The following is a 16875-nucleotide window of genomic DNA, read 5'->3' as shown; positions in this document are numbered from 1 at the left end:
TTCATCGGCACTACTGGTACGGAAAGATGGATTCCGGGCTCGCGCTTCGCGCGCCCCGGAATGACGTGCTAGAGAGACCGACAAAGAGACAGGGAAGGAAACCACCATGGCGTATGAGACGATCAAATACGAGGTCGCCGAACAGATCCTCACCATCACGCTGAACCGGCCCGACAAGCTCAACGCCTTCAATGCGCAGATGCAAGCCGAGCTGATCGCCGCGTTCGACGCCGCCGACAAGGACGACAATGTCCGCGCCATCATCGTCACCGGCGCGGGCCGCGGCTTTTGCGCGGGCGCAGATCTTTCTTCCGGTGCCGACACGTTCGATCGCGATGCGCGGCGCGGGCCGGTCAACCGCTTCGCCGACGGCAAGGTCGATTACAGCGATCCGCAGGTGCGCGACGGCGGCGGCCAGGTGACGTTGCGCATCTTCAAATGCCTCAAGCCCGTCATCGCCGCGGTGAACGGCCCTGCGGTCGGCATCGGCGTCACCATGCAGCTCGCGATGGACATCCGCATCGCCTCGGATGCCGCGCGCTTCGGCTTCGTGTTCTCCCAGCGCGGCATCGTGCCCGAGGCCGCCTCGAGCTGGTTCCTGCCGCGCATCGTCGGTATCTCGCAGGCGCTGGAATGGTGCTATTCGGGCCGCGTTTTCCCGGCGCAGGAAGCGCTGGCGGGGCGTCTCGTCAGCAAGGTCGTCGCGCCCGATGATCTCTTGCCGACCGCACGTGCCCTCGCGAAGGAATTCGCCGCCAAGACCGCGCCGGTGTCGGTGGCGCTGATCCGCCAGATGATGTGGCGCATGATGGGCGCCGACGATCCCATGGAAGCCCACAAGGTCGACAGCCGCGGCATCTACGCCCGCGGCCGCTCCGACGACGTCAAGGAAGGCGTGGTGTCGTTCCTGGAGAAGCGGCCTGCGCAGTTCAAGAACAAGGTATCGACAGACATGCCGGACTATTTCCCATGGTGGACGGAGCGGGAATACAAGTGACGCTCTCGTAGGGTGGGCAAAGCGAAGCGTGCCCACCATTCTTGCTTTGCTTCCCGATGGATGGTGGGCACGGCGCAAGAGCGCCTTTGCCCACCCTACGGCACCGCGACTACGGCACCGTCACTCCATCACCAGCGCCACGCGCCCGATCGCCTTGCGGTCGATCAATAGCCGCATCGCCTTGGCGTAATCCTCCAGCGGCAGGCGGTGCGAGACGTTGGGGCGCAGCTTGCCCTCCTCCGCCCATTGCAAGAGCGCCTTCAGGCGCACCTCGCCGAGCGCGGGGTTCTTGCGCACCGCTTCGCCGGCGCGCACGCCGAGCACGCTGGCGCCCTTGATCAGCAAGAGATTGGTCTTGGCCGAACCGATGCCGCCGGTAAAACCGATCACCAATAGCCGCGCGCCCCAGGCGATGCAGCGCATCGAGTCCTCGAACACTTGGCCACCGACGGGATCGAACACGACATCCGCGCCGCGCCCATCGGTGATGCGCTTGACGGCATCACGAAACGGCTCGCGGTCGTAGCGCACGAGATGATCGGCGCCGCGCGACTTCGCGATCGCGAGCTTTTCGTCGCTGGACGCCGTTGCGATCACGGTCGCGCCCAGCATCTTGCCGATCTCGACGGCGGCAAGGCCGACGCCGCCGCCGGCGCCGTGCACCAGCAGTACCTCGCCCGGCTCGACCCGGCCGCGATCGATCAGCGCGTGATAGGCGGTGCCGTGGCCGGCGAGATAGGTCGCGGCCTCCGCGTAGTCGAACGTGGACGGCTTAGGGGTGAGCTGCGACGGCGTCACGACGGCTTCATCGGTAAAGGCGCCATGGCGCATCTTGACGATGACCTTGTCGCCGACGGCAACGCCCCTCGCCTCCGCGCCCAATTCGGTGACGTCACCGGCAGCCTCCATGCCGGGCGTGAACGGCAGCTCGGGCTTGAGCTGATATTCACCGGCGGCCATCAGCACATCAGGGAAATTCAAGCCAGCGGCGCGAATGGCAACACGAACCTCGCCCGGCTTCAGGGCGCGCGACGGAAATTCCTCCAGCCGGAGTGTCTCGGGCGCACCGAGCGCGCGGCAGACGACAGCGCGCACCATCAGGCCGCGCTCGCCTTGCTGCGCGCAAGTGCCTCGCGGATCAACGGCAGGCGGTCGTTGCCGAAATACATGTCGGTCTTGCCCACGAAGATCGTCGGCGAGCCGAAGCCGCCGCGCGCCACGACTTCTTCGGTGTTGGCCTTGAGCTGGTCCTTGATGCCCTGCTCGGAGATACCGGCAAAGAACTTCTGCTCGTCGATTCCGACCTTCCTGCAGATCCCGGCAAGCACCGCATCCTGCGAGATGTCCTTGTCCTCGCCCCAATAGGTCTCGAACACGGCGGTCGCGAACGGCACCATGTCCTTTCCAAGCCAGATACAGCCGCGCATGGCCTTGACGCTGTTCACCGGAAACACCGTCGGCGGCATCTTGATCGACAGGCCGGCTGAGCGGGCCCAGTCCGCGAGATCCTTCTTCATGTAGCGTGCCTTCAACGGCACCGGCGTCTCGCGCTGCGCATAGACGCTCGGATTAACCGTGTTGAAGATGCCGCCGACCAGGATCGGCCGCCAGGTGATCTCCGCCCCGAGCTCCTTTGCCAGCGGCTGGATGTTGTGGAAGGCGAGATAGGTCCAGGGGCTGGAACAGTCGAAGAAGAATTCGATCATGGCGTTTCCTTTACTGACGGACCTCATCCTGAGGAGGCCGCGTAGCGGCCGTCTCGAAGGATGGCCACGGGTGACAGTCGGGCCTTCATGGTTCGAGACGCGCCTGCGGCGCTCCTCACCATGAGGAACGGGCACTACTTCCTTCCCAACACTTCCTTCGCACGCTGGCCGAACATGATCTTGCGTGATTCCTCGTCGAACGGCTCTTTCACGAATTTTCCGATCGCGAGCCCCGCCTGCACCTGCGGCCGCGCACGCACCTCGGCGTACCAGCGCTTGACGTTCGGATAGTCGTCGAGCGTAAAGCCTTGCGCCTTGTGGGTCATGGTCCAGGGGAAACAGGCGATATCAGCAATGGAATAGTCCCCGGCGACATAGGCGCCGGTCTTGTCGAGCTGCCGGTCGAGCACGCCATAGAGCCGCGCCGCCTCGTCGCGATAGCGCTCGATCGCGTAGGGAATCTTCTCGGCCGCATAGAGCGCGAAATGACCGTGCTGGCCGAGCATGGGCCCGAGGCCCGCCATCTGCCACATCACCCACTGGATCGTGGTGGAGCGCCCGCGCAGATCCGTCGGCAACAGGCGGCCGGTCTTCTCCGCCAGATAAATCAGGATCGCGCCGGTCTCGAACGCCGAGAACGGCGCGCCGCCGTCGGCGGGCTCATGATCGACGATCGCGGGAATGCGGTTGTTTGGACTGATCGCCAAGAACTCAGGATTGAACTGCTCGCCGGCGCGGATGTTGACGGGCTTCACGGTGTAGGAAAGCCCGAGTTCCTCCAGCATGATCGAGATTTTCCAGCCATTCGGCGTCGGCGCGTAATAGAGGTCGATCATGACCTGTCCATTGGCCTTTCCATTGGCGCTCCCTGTCGCCGCCGCTGGAATAGAGGGCGACTTTCGTTGTTCTGTACCTCGACGTTAGGACATGGCAGGAAGGGGCGCAACAGAACCTGCCGGGAGGGCCGCCATGCTGTTTCCAACCACGATCGCCGGCTCCCTGCCGAAGCCGGAATGGCTCGCCGAGCCCAACATGCTCTGGGCGCCCTGGAAGTCCGGAGGCGACGAGCTGCTCCGCGCCAAGCGTGACGCGACGCTGATCTGGCTGAAGGTCCAGGAGGACGCCGGCATCGACATCGTCACCGAGGGCGAGCAGGCCCGCCAGCATTTCGTGCACGGCTTCCTGGAGAAGATCGAGGGCATCGATTTCGCCCACAAGGTCGAGATGGGCATCCGCAAGGACCGCTACAAGGCGATGGTGCCGCAGGTGGTCGCGCCGCTCCGGCTGAAAGGACGCGTCCATGACTTCGAGGCGCGCGTCGCGCGCACGCATACGAAGAAGAAGCTGAAATTCACCCTGCCCGGCCCGATGACCATCATCGACACCATCGCCGACCGCTACTATGGCGATCGCGTCAAGATGGCCTTTGCCTTCGCCGAGTTGCTCAACGAGGAAGCCAAGGCGTTGCAGGCCGACGGCGTCGATCTCGTGCAGTTCGACGAGCCCGCCTTCAACGTCTACATGGACGAGGTCAACGACTGGGGTATCAAGGCGCTGGAGCGCGCGGCAGAGGGCCTCACCTGCACCACCGCCGTGCACATCTGCTACGGCTACGGCATCAAGGCCAACACCGACTGGAAGGAGACGCTCGGCAGCCAGTGGCGGCAATACGAGCAGATTTTTCCGGCGATCGATGCGAGCCCGATCCAGCAGGTCGCGATCGAGTGCCGCAATTCGAAGGTGCCGCTGGACCTGCTCGCGCTGCTGAAGACCAAGATCGTGCAGGCCGGCGTCATCGACGTCGCCAGCGATACGGTCGAGACCGCCGAGGACGTCGTCAAGGTGATCGACGCGGTGTCGAAATTCGTCCCCAAGAGCAACATCATCGCCACCACCAATTGCGGCATGGCGCCGATGCGGCGCGAGATCGCCGAAGCCAAGCTGATGGCGCTCGGCGCGGGCGCCGCGCTGGCGCGCGAGAGGCTGGGATGATGGCGGTGCGCATCGCCTGCATCGTCGCCGTGCTGGCGGGCGCCGCGTTGCCGGCACGCGCGGAGGACCGCTCGGTGCTCGTCAATTGCAAAGCCGTGGTCGAACGGGCGTCGAAGGATGCGCATGGCGCAAGCGAAGCCGAGCTGACCCGCTGCCGCCAGGTGATCCGGGAATGGGCGCTGCGCGATGCGCGAATGATCGTCGACGAAGAAGGCAAGCCGCTGCGCTAGCCGCGCGCCGTCGGATGCAGCACCGGTTGATATCCGGCGATGATCGCACGCAGCGTGGACGGCGGCGTCAGCAGCATCGGACGATCGAGGACGCGCGCATGCGGGGCGTAGCCCGCGAACGACCATAGTAGCGCCCTGCCCTGCGTCACCAGAAAGCTCTCGTCACCTTGCTGCACCATTGCGCCGTCGGGCAATTGCGCGAGCGGCATCGGCAATTCATGCAGCCGTTTCTTGCCGCGATCGAGCCGCTCGCGATGCAGGACGGCATCCATCGCCTTCGCGCTGATGCCGCTCACGCCATTGCCCTTCTCCCACGCCGCGCGAAAACGCCTGGCATCGTCGCGCCGGCAGAAGAAGCAGGGCCGGTGTCCCGCCGCAAAGGCGGCGGCTTCATCGAGGAAGAACAGCTCGGTCCAGCTGCGACGCGCCATCACCGACCGCCGCCAGCCGCGGAATTCGCACAGGCAGGTGATCCAGGCCGGCGTCGACCAGCGCTTGTTCAGAAGCGTCTTGGTCGCGGGATCGTGGATGATGCCGCGGTTGCCGGTAAACATGCCGCGATGCGGCGTCGCGATGATCTCGCCGGTTGGTGTGACGCGGTTTTGCAGGGACATGGTGCGAGTTCACTCCCTCTCCCCGTTCTTACGGAGAGAGGGTTGGGGTGAGGGGCTGCCTCCACAAATAAGGTGAGAGACGGACTCGCGGAAGCTCCCCCTCACCCGGATTGCATCTCCGATGCAATCCGACCTCTCCCCGCAAGCGGGGCGAGGTGAACAAAGATCACGCCGCCCCGTCGCGCAGCGGCGGGTGGTAGGACAGCGCGGTGTCCCAGGGGAAGAAGATCCAGGTATCCTGCGAGACCTCGGTGATGAAGGTGTCGACCAGCGGGCGTCCCATCGGCTTGGCATAGACGGTAGCGAAATGCGCATCCGGCAGCATCTCGCGCACCAGCTTGCCGGTCTTGCCGGTGTCGACGAGGTCGTCGACGATCAGGAGGCCCTTGCCGGTACCGTTGCCGAGCTTCATGGCAGCCTCGGAGATGCCCTTGAGAACCTGCAGCTCGCCCTGCTTGTTGTGGTCGTAGCTGGCGATGCAGACCGTATCGATCACGCGCACGCCGAGCTCGCGCGCGACGATCGCGGCCGGCACCAGGCCGCCGCGGGTGATCGCGATCACCGCATGGAACGGGCCGACCTCGTTGAGCCGCCAGGTCAGCGCCCGGCAATCCCGGTGGAACTGGTCCCACGAGACCGGAAATGCCTTGCCCGCCCGCTCCTGCGCGCTCAGTTCCGGTGCTTCACCAGCCATTGTCGTCTCCTGCTTCGTCTGCCGGCAAACACTCTGCTAGCGGGTGATGTTCAATCCCGCCAGCATTTCCTTCACCGCCCCCATCGCCGCCGCCAGCTTCTCCGGGTCGCGCGAGCGCACGACGAGGTTGGTGTTCGGCTTCTGCTCCTCGTCCATGAAGGGATAGCTGCCGATGATGGTGTCGGGATGGGCGGCCGCGATCGCCCGCAGCGGGCTGCCGATGTCACCCTCACGGGCGTTGGCGCGAACCGATTCGGAGAGCATGCGCACGCCGGATTTCAGCTTGGGCGAGACGATGTCCATCATCGCCTGCATGATCGAGGGCACGCCCGCCATCACGATGACATTGCCGATCTTGAAGCCGGGGGCGAGGATGGTCGCGCTCTGAATCAGCTCGGCGCCGTCGGGGATGCGGGCCATGCGCAGGCGGGCCTCGTTGAGGTCCTGCTCGCTCCAGCGCTCGCGGAAGCGAGCGACCACCTCCGGATGATGATCGATGCCGACGCCGAAGGCCTTGGCAACGCTGTCGGCGGTGATGTCGTCATGGGTCGGCCCGATGCCGCCGGTGGTGAAGACGTAGGTGTAGCGATGCCGCAGTGCATCCAACGCAGCGATGATGTCGGGCTCGTCGTCGGAGACGACCCGCACTTCCTTCAGGTCGATGCCGATATTGGTCAGGTATTCGGCGATGAAGCCGATATTCTTGTCCTTGGTCCGGCCGGACAGGATTTCATCCCCGATGACCAGAATGCCTGCCGTGACGATCTCGCTCATAAACTCTGTCCCTCACCTGTGGCCCGACTTTGCCGAGGTAACGCGTTGAAGTCACGCGGTTTTGCTGCCGAAATAAGCAGTCCTCAGCCATTTTTTCAGGCAAGCCGCCGGTCGTCCCCGGTAAATCCTGCCAGTCCATGCTTATCGCGCTGGCCCGGCCCTTGCTACCACATGAAAGTCATGCACTCTTGCCGCATGGCCAGGGAGACAAGTCGGGATCTATGGCAGTCGCGTTTGATGAAATGAATATTCCCGGCGGGGACCTTCGCCCCGCCTATCAGGAGCTGGCACGCTGGCTCAAGGAGACGCCTCCCGAGGCGCTCGAATATCGCCGCCAGGAAGCCGAGCTCCTGTTTCGCCGGATCGGCATCACCTTCGCGGTCTATGGCGATTCCGAATCCACCGAGCGCCTGATCCCGTTCGACGTGATCCCCAGAATCATGTCCGGCAAGGAATGGGCGCTGCTGGAGAAGGGCCTGAAGCAGCGCGTGCGCGCACTCAACATGTTCCTGCGCGACATCTATCACGGCCGCGAGGTCCTCCGCGCCGAGATCGTGCCCGACGATCTTATCTTCCAGAACCCGGTCTTCCGCCCCGAGATGAATGGCCAGCAGGTGCCGCACGACGTCTACGTGCACATCGCGGGCATCGACATCGTCCGGGTCGACGCCGAGGACTTCATCGTGCTGGAGGACAATGCGCGCACGCCCTCGGGCGTGTCCTACATGCTGGAAAACCGCGAGATCATGATGCGGCTGTTTCCGGACCTGTTCGCCCGCCACAGGGTGGCGCCGGTCGAGCGCTATCCGGACGAGCTGCTCGCGGCCTTGCGCTCGGTCGCGCCGCAAAGCGCCTCGGGCGAGCCGACGGTCGCCCTGCTCACGCCAGGTGTCTATAACTCCGCCTATTACGAGCACTCGTTCCTGGCCGACAAGCTTGGTATCGAGCTGGTCGAGGGCCGCGACCTCATCGTCAAGAACAACGAAGTGTTCATGCGGACAACCGAGGGCGTGAAGCGGGTCGACGTGATCTACCGCCGCGTCGACGACGACTTCCTCGATCCCCTCACCTTCCGTCCCGATTCCGTGCTCGGTGTGCCCGGACTGATGTCGGCCTATGCGGCCGGCAACATCACGCTCGCCAATGCCGTCGGCACCGGCATCGCCGACGACAAGGCGATCTACTCCTACATGCCTGATATCGTGAAATTCTATCTCGGCGAGGAGCCGATCCTGAAGAACGTGCCGACTTGGCGCTGCCGCGAGCCGAAGGACCTCGCTTACGTGCTGGACAATCTGAGCGAGCTCGTCGTCAAGGAAGTGCACGGCTCCGGCGGCTACGGCATGCTGATCGGCCCCGCAGCGACGAAAGCGACCATCGAAGCCTTCCGCGAAAAGCTCAAGCGCGAGCCGGAAGGTTTTATCGCCCAGCCGACGCTGGCGCTCTCGACCTGTCCGACCTGCACCGCAAGCGGCCTTGCCCCGCGCCACGTCGACCTTCGCCCCTTCGTCCTCACCGGCAGCAAGAGCACCACGATCGTGCCGGGCGGCCTCACCCGCGTCGCGCTGAAGGAAGGCTCCCTGGTGGTCAATTCGAGCCAGGGCGGCGGCACCAAAGACACCTGGATTCTGGACGAGTAGAGAGATGCTGTCGCGTACCGCCGAAAACCTCTACTGGCTCGCCCGCTACGTCGAACGGGCCGAATATCTCGCGCGCACCATCGATGCGACGCTGCGCGTCACCGCGCTTCCTGCCGCCTATATCGGCAAGACCAATGAATGGGACTCGGCGCTGCTCACCGCCGGTGTCGCCGCGAGCTTCTATCAGACCTATGAGGAAGCCAACGAGCACAACGTCGTCGAATATCTGTCCTTCTCGCCGAACAACCCCTCCTCGATCCGGAACTGCATCGAGGCGGCGCGGCTGAACTCGCGCTCGGTGCGCACCGCGCTCACCAGCGAGATGTGGGACACCATCAACTCGGCCTGGATCGAGCTCCAGGCGGTCTGGAGCAAGGGCACCTCGACGCGCGAGGACCTCGCAAAATTCCTGCGCTTCGTGCAGGAGACCTCGCTGCGCTTCGACGGCTCGGCCTACCGGACCATGCTGCGCAACGACGCCTACTGGTTCTCGCGCATGGGCGTGCACCTCGAGCGCGCCGACAACACCGCCCGCATCCTCGACGTGAAGTACCATGTACTGCTCCCCGAGGAAGAGCATGTCGGCGGCCCGCTCGACTTCTATCAGTGGAGCTCGATCCTGCGCTCGGTCTCGGCGCTGACGGCCTATCACTGGGTCTATCGCGAGACGCTGAAGCCGTGGCTGATCGCGGATCTCCTGATCCTCAACGACACGCTGCCGCGCTCGCTCGCCAGCTGCTACGGCAATCTCGTGCGCAATCTCGACCAGATCGGCGTCGCCTATGGCCGCCAGGGCCCGGCCCAGCGCCACGCCCGCGGCATCCGCAACCGGCTGGAACACAGCAATATGAACGACATTTTCCAGCATGGCGTGCATGAATTCATTCAGGAATTCATCGCCGACAATTCCAGACTGGGCGAAATCATCACGAAGCAGTATTTGATCTGATACACGCCGTCATTCCGGGGCGCCCAAAGGGCGAACCCGGAATCTCGAGATTCCGGGCTCGGTGCTGCGCACCGCCCCGGAATGACGCCAGAACAATGGTCCACCATGCGCCTGCGAATCCAGCACACCACGACCTATCGCTACGAGCCGCCGGCCACCAGCGTGATCCAGATTCTGCGCATGACGCCGTGCAGCCATGACGGACAGTATGTGGCGGAGTGGCAGATCGACGTCTCCACGGACACCAAGCTCGACACCCATGAGGACGCCTTCGGCAACGTCACCCATGTGCTGTCCTGCGGTCCCGTAGGCGACATCAAGATCACCGCCGAAGGGCTGATCGAGACCCACGACACCGGCGGCGTGCTGCGCGGCGCCGACGAGCGCTTTCCGGCCGGCATGTTCTTGCGTCCCACCGATCTCACCACCGTCAATCCGGCGATGGCGGCCGTCGCACGGCAGCTCCGCAGCGAGGCCGAGAGCGACACGCTCGGCTTCCTGCACGCGCTGATGAGCGAGATCAGCGACCACATGACCTTCGACGAGGACCCCACCAACAGCGGCACCTCGGCGGCGGAAGCGTTCACGCTCAAGCGCGGCGTCTGCCAGGACTATGCGCACATCTTCATCGCCTGCGCCCGCACCGGCGGCGTGCCCGCGCGCTTCGTCTCCGGCCACTTTTTGCGCTCCGACGGCACGGTGCACCAGGATGCCGGCCACGCCTGGGCGGAGGCGTATGTCCCCGATCTCGGCTGGGTCGGCTTCGATCCCGCGAACTGCATCTGCACCACCGATGCCCATGTGCGTGTCGCCATCGGGCTCGACTATCTCGGCGCCGCCCCCGTGCGCGGCACCCGCTATGGCGGCGGGGCGGAGACGCTGACGGTCGCGGTCAAGGTCGAGCAGGCCGGCCGCGGCGGACAATCGCAGTCGCAGTCCCAGCGGCAGGGCTAGCGACGTTACAGCCGTAACCGACGACCGCCGCGCTGAAACCGCGCCGTAGCACGGTCCATCCAATTCTTGTTGCGATCCGTTTCCGCAACAGAGGTTGAGACAGATGCGGCTTCAAGAAAGACTCAGCGATCACTTCGCACTGCGCCATCCCCACAAGGCCATGCTTGTGGGCATCCAGGAGCTGGCTCCCGAGATCAAGGCGCGCGCCGCCGAGATCGAAGCTGCACGCCGCATCCCGCCCGACCTCGTGGAACGGCTGCGATCGATCGGGATCTTTCGCATGTTCGTCCCGCGGAGCCACGGCGGACTGGAGCTCGATTTTCCTGATGGCCTGGAGGTCGTCAAGGCACTGACCCGTCTCGACGGCTCCGTCGGCTGGACCACGATCGTCGCCGGCGTCGGCAGCCTGTTCGCTGCGGCGGCACGCCCTGAACTGTATCAGCAAATGTATCAGGACGGTCCTGACGTCGCGATCTGCGGCTCGTCCCAGCCGGCAGGCACGGCGGAGCGCGTGTCGGGCGGCTATCGCGTCAAGGGCCGCTGGCCGTTCGCCAGCTCCTGCATGCATGCCGACTGGATCGGCGGATTCTGCATCGTCACCGAGAATGGCAAGCCGGTCCCCGGCCCGCACGGCAAGCCTCAAATTGGCGCCGTCGCCTTGCCGGCGCGCGAATGGGACCTCGAGGATACCTGGCACGCGGCCGGGCTCAAGGGCACCGGCAGCCATCACATCGCGCTACGGGAGAGGCTGGTTCCCGAAACCAATGTCTTCGATCTCGAGACTCCCCCTCGCATGTCCGGTCCGCTCTATCAGGTATTGCGGCAATGGCTGCCAGTGGCGCATGGCGCATTCTCGGTGGGTCTTGCCGAAGGCGTGGTCGATGACCTGCTCGCGCTGGCACACACCGGGCGGCAGCAATTATATGCGGCCGTCCCGATGCGGGAATCCGAGACCTTCCAGTACGAGCTCGGCCGGATTTCCGCGAGCCTTAGGGCCGCGCAGGCCATTCACGAGGTCCAGGTCGCGAGCCACTGGCGGCGTGCGCTGGCCGGCACGCTGAACGACGAAGATCTCATCATCGAGGGCGCTCAATCTGCGACCTGGCTCGCCACGACCTGCGTCGGCATCGCGGATGCCTGCTTTGCGCTGGCCGGAAGCAGTGCGGTCTACGACAGCTCGCCGCTGCAGCGGCGCCTGCGCGACCTTCACGTCGCAGCCCAGCACGCCCACGCCCAGCAGAGGCAATATGTCGACGTCGGCAGGCTGGCCTTGCGCCGCTCGGCTGAGGATGCCGCCTGAACGTATCAGCCGTGCTACGCTCGCGGGATCAAACCCGACCCCGCGAGGCCCTCATGGCAACTGTAAAACTGCTTTCGGACGACGAGCTCTCCACCGAAGCGCGCGCCGTTTTCGACGACATCCGCAAGGTGCGGCAATCGGATTTCGTCAACAATTTCTGGCGCGCGCTGGCGCATGATCCGAAGACGCTGCGGCGGACCTGGGAAAGCCTCAAGGAGGTGATGGCGCCAGGGGCGCTCGATCCCAAGGTCAAGGAAATGCTCTATGTCGCGGTCTCGATCGCGCATGGTTGCAGCTATTGCATCCATTCGCACACCGCGAGCGCCCGGGCCAAGGGCATGACCGCGGCCGAATATGGCGAGCTGCTTGCCATCGTCGGCATGGCCGCGGAGACGAACCGGCTGGTCACCGCGCTCGGCGTCCCCGTCGACGCGGCCTTTCTCGTCGACGCCGCGGATTGAGGCGGGCAGCGGTAGGGCTTCCCCGTCATTCCGGGGCGCGACCAAGTCGCGAGCCAGGAATGACAGCCTTCCCCCGCGGGAATCGGGGGTTTCATGCCTCCCTGAAATTCGCTAGTAATTCCGCGCAAACGCGTTCGGGGACTGGAAATGACCTATTGCTGCGGAATCCTGGTTCGGGACGGTCTGGTGATGATCGCCGATACCCGCACCAATGCCGGTCTCGACAACGTCTCGACCTTCCGCAAGCTGCATATCTTCTCCAAGCCCGGCGACCGCATCATGGCGATCGCCAGCGCCGGCAACCTCGCCATCAGCCAGTCGGTGCTGTCGACGCTGACCGAGGGCCTCGAAGACCCCAACACGGGCGAGATCGAGACGCTGATGAACGCGCCGACCATGTTCCAGGCCGCCCAGCGCATCGGCCGGGCGATCCGGGCCGTGCATGCGACCGAAGGGCCCGCGCTGAAGTCCGAGGACGTCTCCTTCGACGTCTCCTTCCTGTTCGGCGGCCAGATCAAGGGCGCGCGCATGCGCCTGTTCATGGTCTACACCGCCGGCAATTTCATCGAATGCACCACCGACACGCCCTACCTGCAGATCGGCGAACACAAATACGGCAAGCCGGTGCTCGACCGCGCCATGCATTACGACGTCGAGCTCTACGAGGCGCTGAAGACCGGCCTGATCTCGATGGACTCGACCATGCGGTCCAATCTCGGCGTCGGCCTGCCGATCGACGTGCTGGTGGTGCGCACGGACGCCTGCGAGGCCGATCTCAATCACCGCATCGAGGCGGGCGAGCCCTATTTCCACGATCTGCGCTCGCGCTGGTCGGCGGCGCTGCGCGCGGCGCACCAGAACATCCCGCGGCCGCCCTACAAGAACGAAAAAGAACCCAAAACCTGACAGCTCAAGAGAAAAGGCAGGAAACGATGAGTGACCCGAAAAAGATCGCAGTGGTGACGGGCGCCGGCACCGGTGTCGGGCGCGCGGCGTCGCTGGCGCTGATGAACGCCGGCTTCACCGTGGTGCTGGTCGGGCGCCGCATGGAAATGCTCGAGGAGACCGCGAAGCTCGGCTCCGCGGGCAAGAGCCTGTGCGTCACCGCCGACATGACCAAGCCGGACTCGATTGCCGCGCTGTTCGACAAGGTGAAGGCGACCTATGGCCGCCTCGACGTGCTCTTCAACAATGCCGGCATGGGCGCGCCCGCCGTGAACTTCGAGGACCTCAGTCTCGAGCAGTGGCAGGCGGTGGTGAACACCAACCTCACCGGCCCGTTCCTGTGCACCCAGCACGCCTTCCGGATCATGAAGGACCAGACCCCGCGCGGCGGCCGCATCATCAACAACGGCTCGATCTCGGCGCATGCGCCGCGGCCGTTCTCGGCGGCCTACACCTCGACCAAGCACGCCATCACCGGCCTCACCAAGGCCAGCAATCTCGACGGCCGCATGTATGACATCGCGGTCGGCCAGGTCGACATCGGCAATGCCGCGACCCCGATGACCGATCGTATGGTCAACGGCCCCGGCGTGCTGCAGCCCGACGGCACCACCAAGCACGAGCCGCGCATGGACGCCAAGGCGGTCGGCGACGCCGTCGCCTACATGGCCGGCCTGCCGCTCGATGCCAACGTGCTGACCATGACGGTGATGGCCACCAAGATGCCGTTCGTCGGACGGGGCTGAACAAAAAACTGCGAAAACAACCCCATGCACAGTAGGCGGCATGGGGTTGTGGCCTGCCTTCGTCCAGCAGGGTGACGTCGGCTAAATCCCCGAGCTGCCTCCACAATCGTCATTGCGAGCGCAGCGAAGCAATCCAGGCGCCTCCGCGGTGAGATTCTGGATTGCTTCGTCGCAAGAGCTCCTCGCAATGACGGGGAGCGAGTGTGCCCTACTCCAGGCTCTCCACCTGCCGCAGGCTCGGAAACAGCTTCATCCAGAGCAGCGCCACCGCCACGGTGCAGACGCCGCCGAGCACGGCGGCAGGCATGGCGCCGAACAGGGCGGCGGTGAGGCCGCTCTCGAACTGGCCGAGCTGGTTGGAGGCGTTGATGAACAGGAAATTCACCGCGCCGACCCGGCCGCGCATCTCGTCGGGCGTCGACAGCTGCACCAGCGAGAAGCGGATCACGACGCTGATCGTGTCGGCCGCGCCGAGGATCGCGAGCGACAGCACCGACAGCCACATCCAGGACGACAGCGCGAACACGATCGTGGCGAGGCCGAACACGATCACCGCCTGGAACATGCGCAGGCCGACATGCCGCGAGATGGCGTGGCGCGCCAGCACCATGGTCATCAGCAGCGCGCCGACCGCGGGCGCGGCACGCAGCACGCCGAGCCCCACCGGGCCGGTCTGCAGGATGTCGCGGGCGTAGATCGGCAACAGCGCGGTGACGCCGCCGAACAGCACGGCGAACAGGTCGAGCGAGATGGTGCCGAGAATCGCGGGATTGCTGCGGATGAAACGGACCCCGGCAAAGATATTGTCCGCCTCGTCCATGTCCTTGGCGACGGCCTGCGGCCGCGGCCGGATGAAGCCGGTCAGGATCATCCCAAGAATCCAGAACAGCAGCATCACGGCGTAGGCAAGATGCGGCGCGATCGCGTAGGCGAAACCGCCGAGCGCAGGACCGGTGATGGTCGCGACCTGCCCCGCACCGCTCGCGACCGCCGTGGCGCGCTGGAGCGATCCCTGCGGCGCGATCAGCGGCAGCAGCGCCGCGGTGGTCGGGCTCTCGAACGCGCCGGCGATGCCGAGCACGAAGGTCGCAATGAAGATCTGCACCTCGCTGACCGCGCCGAGATAGGTGATGGTTGCGAGATAGAGCGCGGTCGCGGCTTCCACGAGCTGGCAGAGCTGGACCACGCGCTTGCGTTCGAAGCGATCGGCGGCGTGGCCGGCGACGAACACCAGCAGCGCCGTCGGCAGGAACTGCACGAGGCCGACCATGCCGAGGTCGAACGCCGAGCCGGTGAGGTCGTAGATCTGCCAGCCGATCGCGACCGCGGCGATCTGGCTGGAGAAGCGCGACAGGCTGCGCGAGAGCAGGAAGTACAGGAAGGCGCGGTGGGCGAGGAGCGCGCCGGCGCTGACCGGCGGGTTTGCGGATCTTGGCTGCTCTGGCATCGCCTCTTCGGTCACCTCGGACTGTCCGGCTCTTGATCTGATGGGCCTCCGCGTGGCTGAGACGGGTCCGGTTGTCAACAATGGGACACTTCCGTGGCCGGTCGGCATTGCCTTTGCAACGCACGCGCGGCCATAATCATTGGGGGTTTTGGGGACATCATGCTTCGGCTGCAATCGGCACTCGGCGTTTTCGCATTGCTGTTGATCGCCTTCGCGCTGGCGGAGAATCGCCGCGCGGTGTCGCTGCGCCAGGCGGTGATCGGCCTTGTCGCGACCTTCGCCACCGCAGTCGTACTGCTGAAGCTGCCGGTCGTCGCCCATGCCTTCGGCGCCATCAACGACGCGGTCGGCGCGATCTCGGCGGCCTCGCGCGCCGGCTCCGCCTTCGTGTTCGGCTATATCGGCGGCGGCACCCTGCCCTTCGACCTGAAGGTGCCCGGCGCCGACTTCATCCTGGCATTCCAGGCGCTACCGATCGTACTGGTCATGAGCGTGCTGACGACGCTGCTGTTCTATTGGCGGGTGCTGCCGCCGATCGTGCGCGGCATGGCCTGGCTGCTGGAGCGAACGCTCGGCGTCGGCGGCGCGGTCGGGCTGTCGACCGCCGCCAACATCTTCCTCGGCATGGTGGAGGCGCCGCTGTTCGTGCGGCCCTATCTGGCGCAGATGACGCGCAGCGAATTGTTTCTGGTCATGACCGGCGGCATGGCCGGCATCGCCGGCACCGTGCTGGTGCTCTATGCGACGCTGCTGGCGCCGCTCATTCCCGATGCGGCCGCGCATTTCGTCATCGCCTCCGTGCTGGGCGCGCCGGCCGCGATCCTCGTCAGCCTGATCATGGTGCCCGAGACCTCCGACAAGCGCACCGGCGGTGCGCTGGAGGATCCCGAGATGGAGGTCGCCAGCACGATGGACGCGATCGTGAAAGGCACGACCGCGGGGCTCGAGCTGCTGCTCAACATCGTCGCCATGCTGCTGGTGCTGGTGGCGCTGGTCTATCTCGTCAACGCCATCCTCGGCCTCTTGCCTAACGTCGGCGGCGCCGCGATCTCGCTGCAGCGCCTGCTCGGCCTCGTCATGGCGCCGGTGTGCTGGCTGATGGGATTGCCGTGGGATCAGGCCGTGACCGCCGGCAGCCTGATGGGCACCAAGACCGTGCTCAACGAATTGATCGCCTATGTCGACTTCTCGAAACTGCCACCCGATACGCTGGATCCGCGCTCGCGCCTGATCATGCTCTACGCGATGTGCGGCTTCGCCAATTTCGCCAGCCTCGGCATCATGATCGGCGGCCTGGGGGTGATGGCGCCGGAGCGGCGCGAGGAGATCAACGCGCTCGGGCTGAAGTCGATCGTATCGGGCACGCTGACGACGTGCTTGATGGGGGCGGTGGTGGGGGTGCTGGCGTGACGCCGTAGCCCGGATG

General features: G+C 65.3%; 18 protein-coding genes. 11 read left to right on the top strand and 7 right to left on the bottom strand.

The window, feature by feature from the left end; genetic code table 11:
• The first annotated feature begins 106 nt into the window (after positions 1-106).
• Positions 107-997 (top strand): crotonase/enoyl-CoA hydratase family protein, encoded by an 891-nt coding sequence (locus XH79_RS33800; RefSeq protein ID WP_271584481.1) that lies wholly within the window; start codon positions 107-109, stop codon positions 995-997.
• A 120-nt stretch (positions 998-1117) separates the two neighbouring features.
• Here XH79_RS33800 and XH79_RS33795 read toward each other — a convergent pair whose 3' ends face one another.
• The 3 genes from XH79_RS33795 to XH79_RS33785 form a co-directional block, all read right to left on the bottom strand.
• The gene (locus tag XH79_RS33795; protein ID WP_271584480.1) at positions 1118-2095 is read right to left on the bottom strand and encodes an NADPH:quinone oxidoreductase family protein; all 978 of its coding nucleotides are present in this window, start codon (positions 2093-2095) and stop codon (positions 1118-1120) included.
• The gene (locus XH79_RS33790) at positions 2095-2703 is read right to left on the bottom strand and encodes a 2-hydroxychromene-2-carboxylate isomerase (RefSeq protein WP_212343258.1); all 609 of its coding nucleotides are present in this window, start codon (positions 2701-2703) and stop codon (positions 2095-2097) included. Before XH79_RS33790 ends, XH79_RS33795 begins: the two co-directional genes overlap by 1 nt.
• A 134-nt stretch (positions 2704-2837) precedes the next feature.
• The gene (locus XH79_RS33785) at positions 2838-3539 is read right to left on the bottom strand and encodes a glutathione S-transferase N-terminal domain-containing protein (protein WP_271584479.1); all 702 of its coding nucleotides are present in this window, start codon (positions 3537-3539) and stop codon (positions 2838-2840) included.
• Between the two features lie 133 nt (positions 3540-3672).
• Between XH79_RS33785 and XH79_RS33780 the strand changes: the two genes are divergently transcribed.
• Positions 3673-4695, top strand: a complete 1023-nt coding sequence (locus tag XH79_RS33780; RefSeq protein ID WP_271584478.1) for a methionine synthase — start codon at positions 3673-3675, stop codon at positions 4693-4695.
• Positions 4692-4925 carry a hypothetical protein gene (locus tag XH79_RS33775; RefSeq protein WP_271584477.1) on the top strand — a complete coding sequence of 78 codons (234 nt, stop codon included), beginning with the start codon at positions 4692-4694 and terminating at the stop codon, positions 4923-4925. The genes XH79_RS33780 and XH79_RS33775 overlap by 4 nt, the downstream gene beginning before the upstream one ends.
• Here XH79_RS33775 and XH79_RS33770 read toward each other — a convergent pair.
• From XH79_RS33770 to XH79_RS33760, 3 genes are all read right to left on the bottom strand, one after another.
• The gene (locus tag XH79_RS33770; RefSeq protein WP_271584476.1) at positions 4922-5539 is read right to left on the bottom strand and encodes a hypothetical protein; all 618 of its coding nucleotides are present in this window, start codon (positions 5537-5539) and stop codon (positions 4922-4924) included. The genes XH79_RS33775 and XH79_RS33770 overlap by 4 nt on opposite strands.
• 166 nt (positions 5540-5705) lie before the next feature.
• The gene (gene gpt, locus XH79_RS33765) at positions 5706-6233 is read right to left on the bottom strand and encodes a xanthine phosphoribosyltransferase (protein WP_212343254.1); all 528 of its coding nucleotides are present in this window, start codon (positions 6231-6233) and stop codon (positions 5706-5708) included.
• Between the two features lie 36 nt (positions 6234-6269).
• Positions 6270-7007, bottom strand: coding sequence for a competence/damage-inducible protein A (locus tag XH79_RS33760; protein WP_212343253.1), 738 nt, complete (start codon positions 7005-7007; stop codon positions 6270-6272).
• A 221-nt stretch (positions 7008-7228) separates the two neighbouring features.
• Here XH79_RS33760 and XH79_RS33755 point away from each other — a divergent pair, with 221 nt between their 5' ends.
• From XH79_RS33755 to XH79_RS33725, 7 genes are all read left to right on the top strand, one after another.
• Positions 7229-8647 carry a circularly permuted type 2 ATP-grasp protein gene (locus XH79_RS33755; RefSeq protein ID WP_212343252.1) on the top strand — a complete coding sequence of 473 codons (1419 nt, stop codon included), beginning with the start codon at positions 7229-7231 and terminating at the stop codon, positions 8645-8647.
• Positions 8648-8651: 4 nt separating this feature from the next.
• Positions 8652-9596, top strand: a complete 945-nt coding sequence (locus tag XH79_RS33750; protein ID WP_080134268.1) for an alpha-E domain-containing protein — start codon at positions 8652-8654, stop codon at positions 9594-9596.
• A 105-nt stretch (positions 9597-9701) separates the two neighbouring features.
• Positions 9702-10550 (top strand): transglutaminase family protein, encoded by an 849-nt coding sequence (locus XH79_RS33745; RefSeq protein ID WP_271584475.1) that lies wholly within the window; start codon positions 9702-9704, stop codon positions 10548-10550.
• Positions 10551-10653: 103 nt separating this feature from the next.
• The gene (locus tag XH79_RS33740; protein WP_271584474.1) at positions 10654-11850 is read left to right on the top strand and encodes an acyl-CoA dehydrogenase family protein; all 1197 of its coding nucleotides are present in this window, start codon (positions 10654-10656) and stop codon (positions 11848-11850) included.
• 53 nt (positions 11851-11903) lie between these two features.
• Positions 11904-12311, top strand: coding sequence for a carboxymuconolactone decarboxylase family protein (locus XH79_RS33735; protein WP_271584473.1), 408 nt, complete (start codon positions 11904-11906; stop codon positions 12309-12311).
• A gap of 147 nt (positions 12312-12458) precedes the next feature.
• The gene (locus tag XH79_RS33730; protein WP_057740901.1) at positions 12459-13217 is read left to right on the top strand and encodes a proteasome-type protease; all 759 of its coding nucleotides are present in this window, start codon (positions 12459-12461) and stop codon (positions 13215-13217) included.
• 26 nt (positions 13218-13243) lie between these two features.
• Entirely contained in the window at positions 13244-14002 is a 759-nt protein-coding gene (locus XH79_RS33725; protein WP_271584472.1) for an SDR family oxidoreductase, read from the top strand.
• A 208-nt stretch (positions 14003-14210) separates the two neighbouring features.
• Here the strand turns inward: XH79_RS33725 and XH79_RS33720 are convergent, their stop codons facing one another.
• On the bottom strand, positions 14211-15449 hold the full coding sequence (locus XH79_RS33720; protein WP_271584471.1) for an MFS transporter: 1239 nt from the start codon (positions 15447-15449) through the stop codon (positions 14211-14213).
• A gap of 159 nt (positions 15450-15608) precedes the next feature.
• On the opposite strand from XH79_RS33720, the gene XH79_RS33715 reads away from it, so the two are divergent.
• The gene (locus XH79_RS33715; protein ID WP_271584470.1) at positions 15609-16859 is read left to right on the top strand and encodes a NupC/NupG family nucleoside CNT transporter; all 1251 of its coding nucleotides are present in this window, start codon (positions 15609-15611) and stop codon (positions 16857-16859) included.
• Positions 16860-16875: the final 16 nt, after the last annotated feature.

The sequence above is a fragment of the Bradyrhizobium sp. CCBAU 45389 genome, from assembly GCF_028128625.1.
Lineage (GTDB): Bacteria > Pseudomonadota > Alphaproteobacteria > Rhizobiales > Xanthobacteraceae > Bradyrhizobium > Bradyrhizobium liaoningense_B.
The sequence above is the reverse complement of the archived record's forward strand: the minus strand, read 5'-3'. Positions and strand labels throughout refer to the sequence as shown.

What these genes read in the sequence shown, in the direction of transcription:
- XH79_RS33780 (WP_271584478.1), top strand. Translation starts at nt 3,673, where the DNA reads ATGCTGTTTCCAACCACGATCGCCGGCTCCCTGCCGAAGCCGGAATGG.
- XH79_RS33750 (WP_080134268.1), top strand. Translation starts at nt 8,652, where the DNA reads ATGCTGTCGCGTACCGCCGAAAACCTCTACTGGCTCGCCCGCTACGTC.
- gpt (WP_212343254.1), bottom strand. Translation starts at nt 6,233, where the DNA reads ATGGCTGGTGAAGCACCGGAACTGAGCGCGCAGGAGCGGGCGGGCAAG.
- XH79_RS33740 (WP_271584474.1), top strand. Translation starts at nt 10,654, where the DNA reads ATGCGGCTTCAAGAAAGACTCAGCGATCACTTCGCACTGCGCCATCCC.
- XH79_RS33730 (WP_057740901.1), top strand. Translation starts at nt 12,459, where the DNA reads ATGACCTATTGCTGCGGAATCCTGGTTCGGGACGGTCTGGTGATGATC.
- XH79_RS33795 (WP_271584480.1), bottom strand. Translation starts at nt 2,095, where the DNA reads ATGGTGCGCGCTGTCGTCTGCCGCGCGCTCGGTGCGCCCGAGACACTC.
- XH79_RS33720 (WP_271584471.1), bottom strand. Translation starts at nt 15,449, where the DNA reads ATGCCAGAGCAGCCAAGATCCGCAAACCCGCCGGTCAGCGCCGGCGCG.
- XH79_RS33725 (WP_271584472.1), top strand. Translation starts at nt 13,244, where the DNA reads ATGAGTGACCCGAAAAAGATCGCAGTGGTGACGGGCGCCGGCACCGGT.
- XH79_RS33775 (WP_271584477.1), top strand. Translation starts at nt 4,692, where the DNA reads ATGATGGCGGTGCGCATCGCCTGCATCGTCGCCGTGCTGGCGGGCGCC.
- XH79_RS33800 (WP_271584481.1), top strand. Translation starts at nt 107, where the DNA reads ATGGCGTATGAGACGATCAAATACGAGGTCGCCGAACAGATCCTCACC.
- XH79_RS33735 (WP_271584473.1), top strand. Translation starts at nt 11,904, where the DNA reads ATGGCAACTGTAAAACTGCTTTCGGACGACGAGCTCTCCACCGAAGCG.
- XH79_RS33790 (WP_212343258.1), bottom strand. Translation starts at nt 2,703, where the DNA reads ATGATCGAATTCTTCTTCGACTGTTCCAGCCCCTGGACCTATCTCGCC.
- XH79_RS33745 (WP_271584475.1), top strand. Translation starts at nt 9,702, where the DNA reads ATGCGCCTGCGAATCCAGCACACCACGACCTATCGCTACGAGCCGCCG.
- XH79_RS33715 (WP_271584470.1), top strand. Translation starts at nt 15,609, where the DNA reads ATGCTTCGGCTGCAATCGGCACTCGGCGTTTTCGCATTGCTGTTGATC.
- XH79_RS33770 (WP_271584476.1), bottom strand. Translation starts at nt 5,539, where the DNA reads ATGTCCCTGCAAAACCGCGTCACACCAACCGGCGAGATCATCGCGACG.
- XH79_RS33760 (WP_212343253.1), bottom strand. Translation starts at nt 7,007, where the DNA reads ATGAGCGAGATCGTCACGGCAGGCATTCTGGTCATCGGGGATGAAATC.
- XH79_RS33755 (WP_212343252.1), top strand. Translation starts at nt 7,229, where the DNA reads ATGGCAGTCGCGTTTGATGAAATGAATATTCCCGGCGGGGACCTTCGC.
- XH79_RS33785 (WP_271584479.1), bottom strand. Translation starts at nt 3,539, where the DNA reads ATGATCGACCTCTATTACGCGCCGACGCCGAATGGCTGGAAAATCTCG.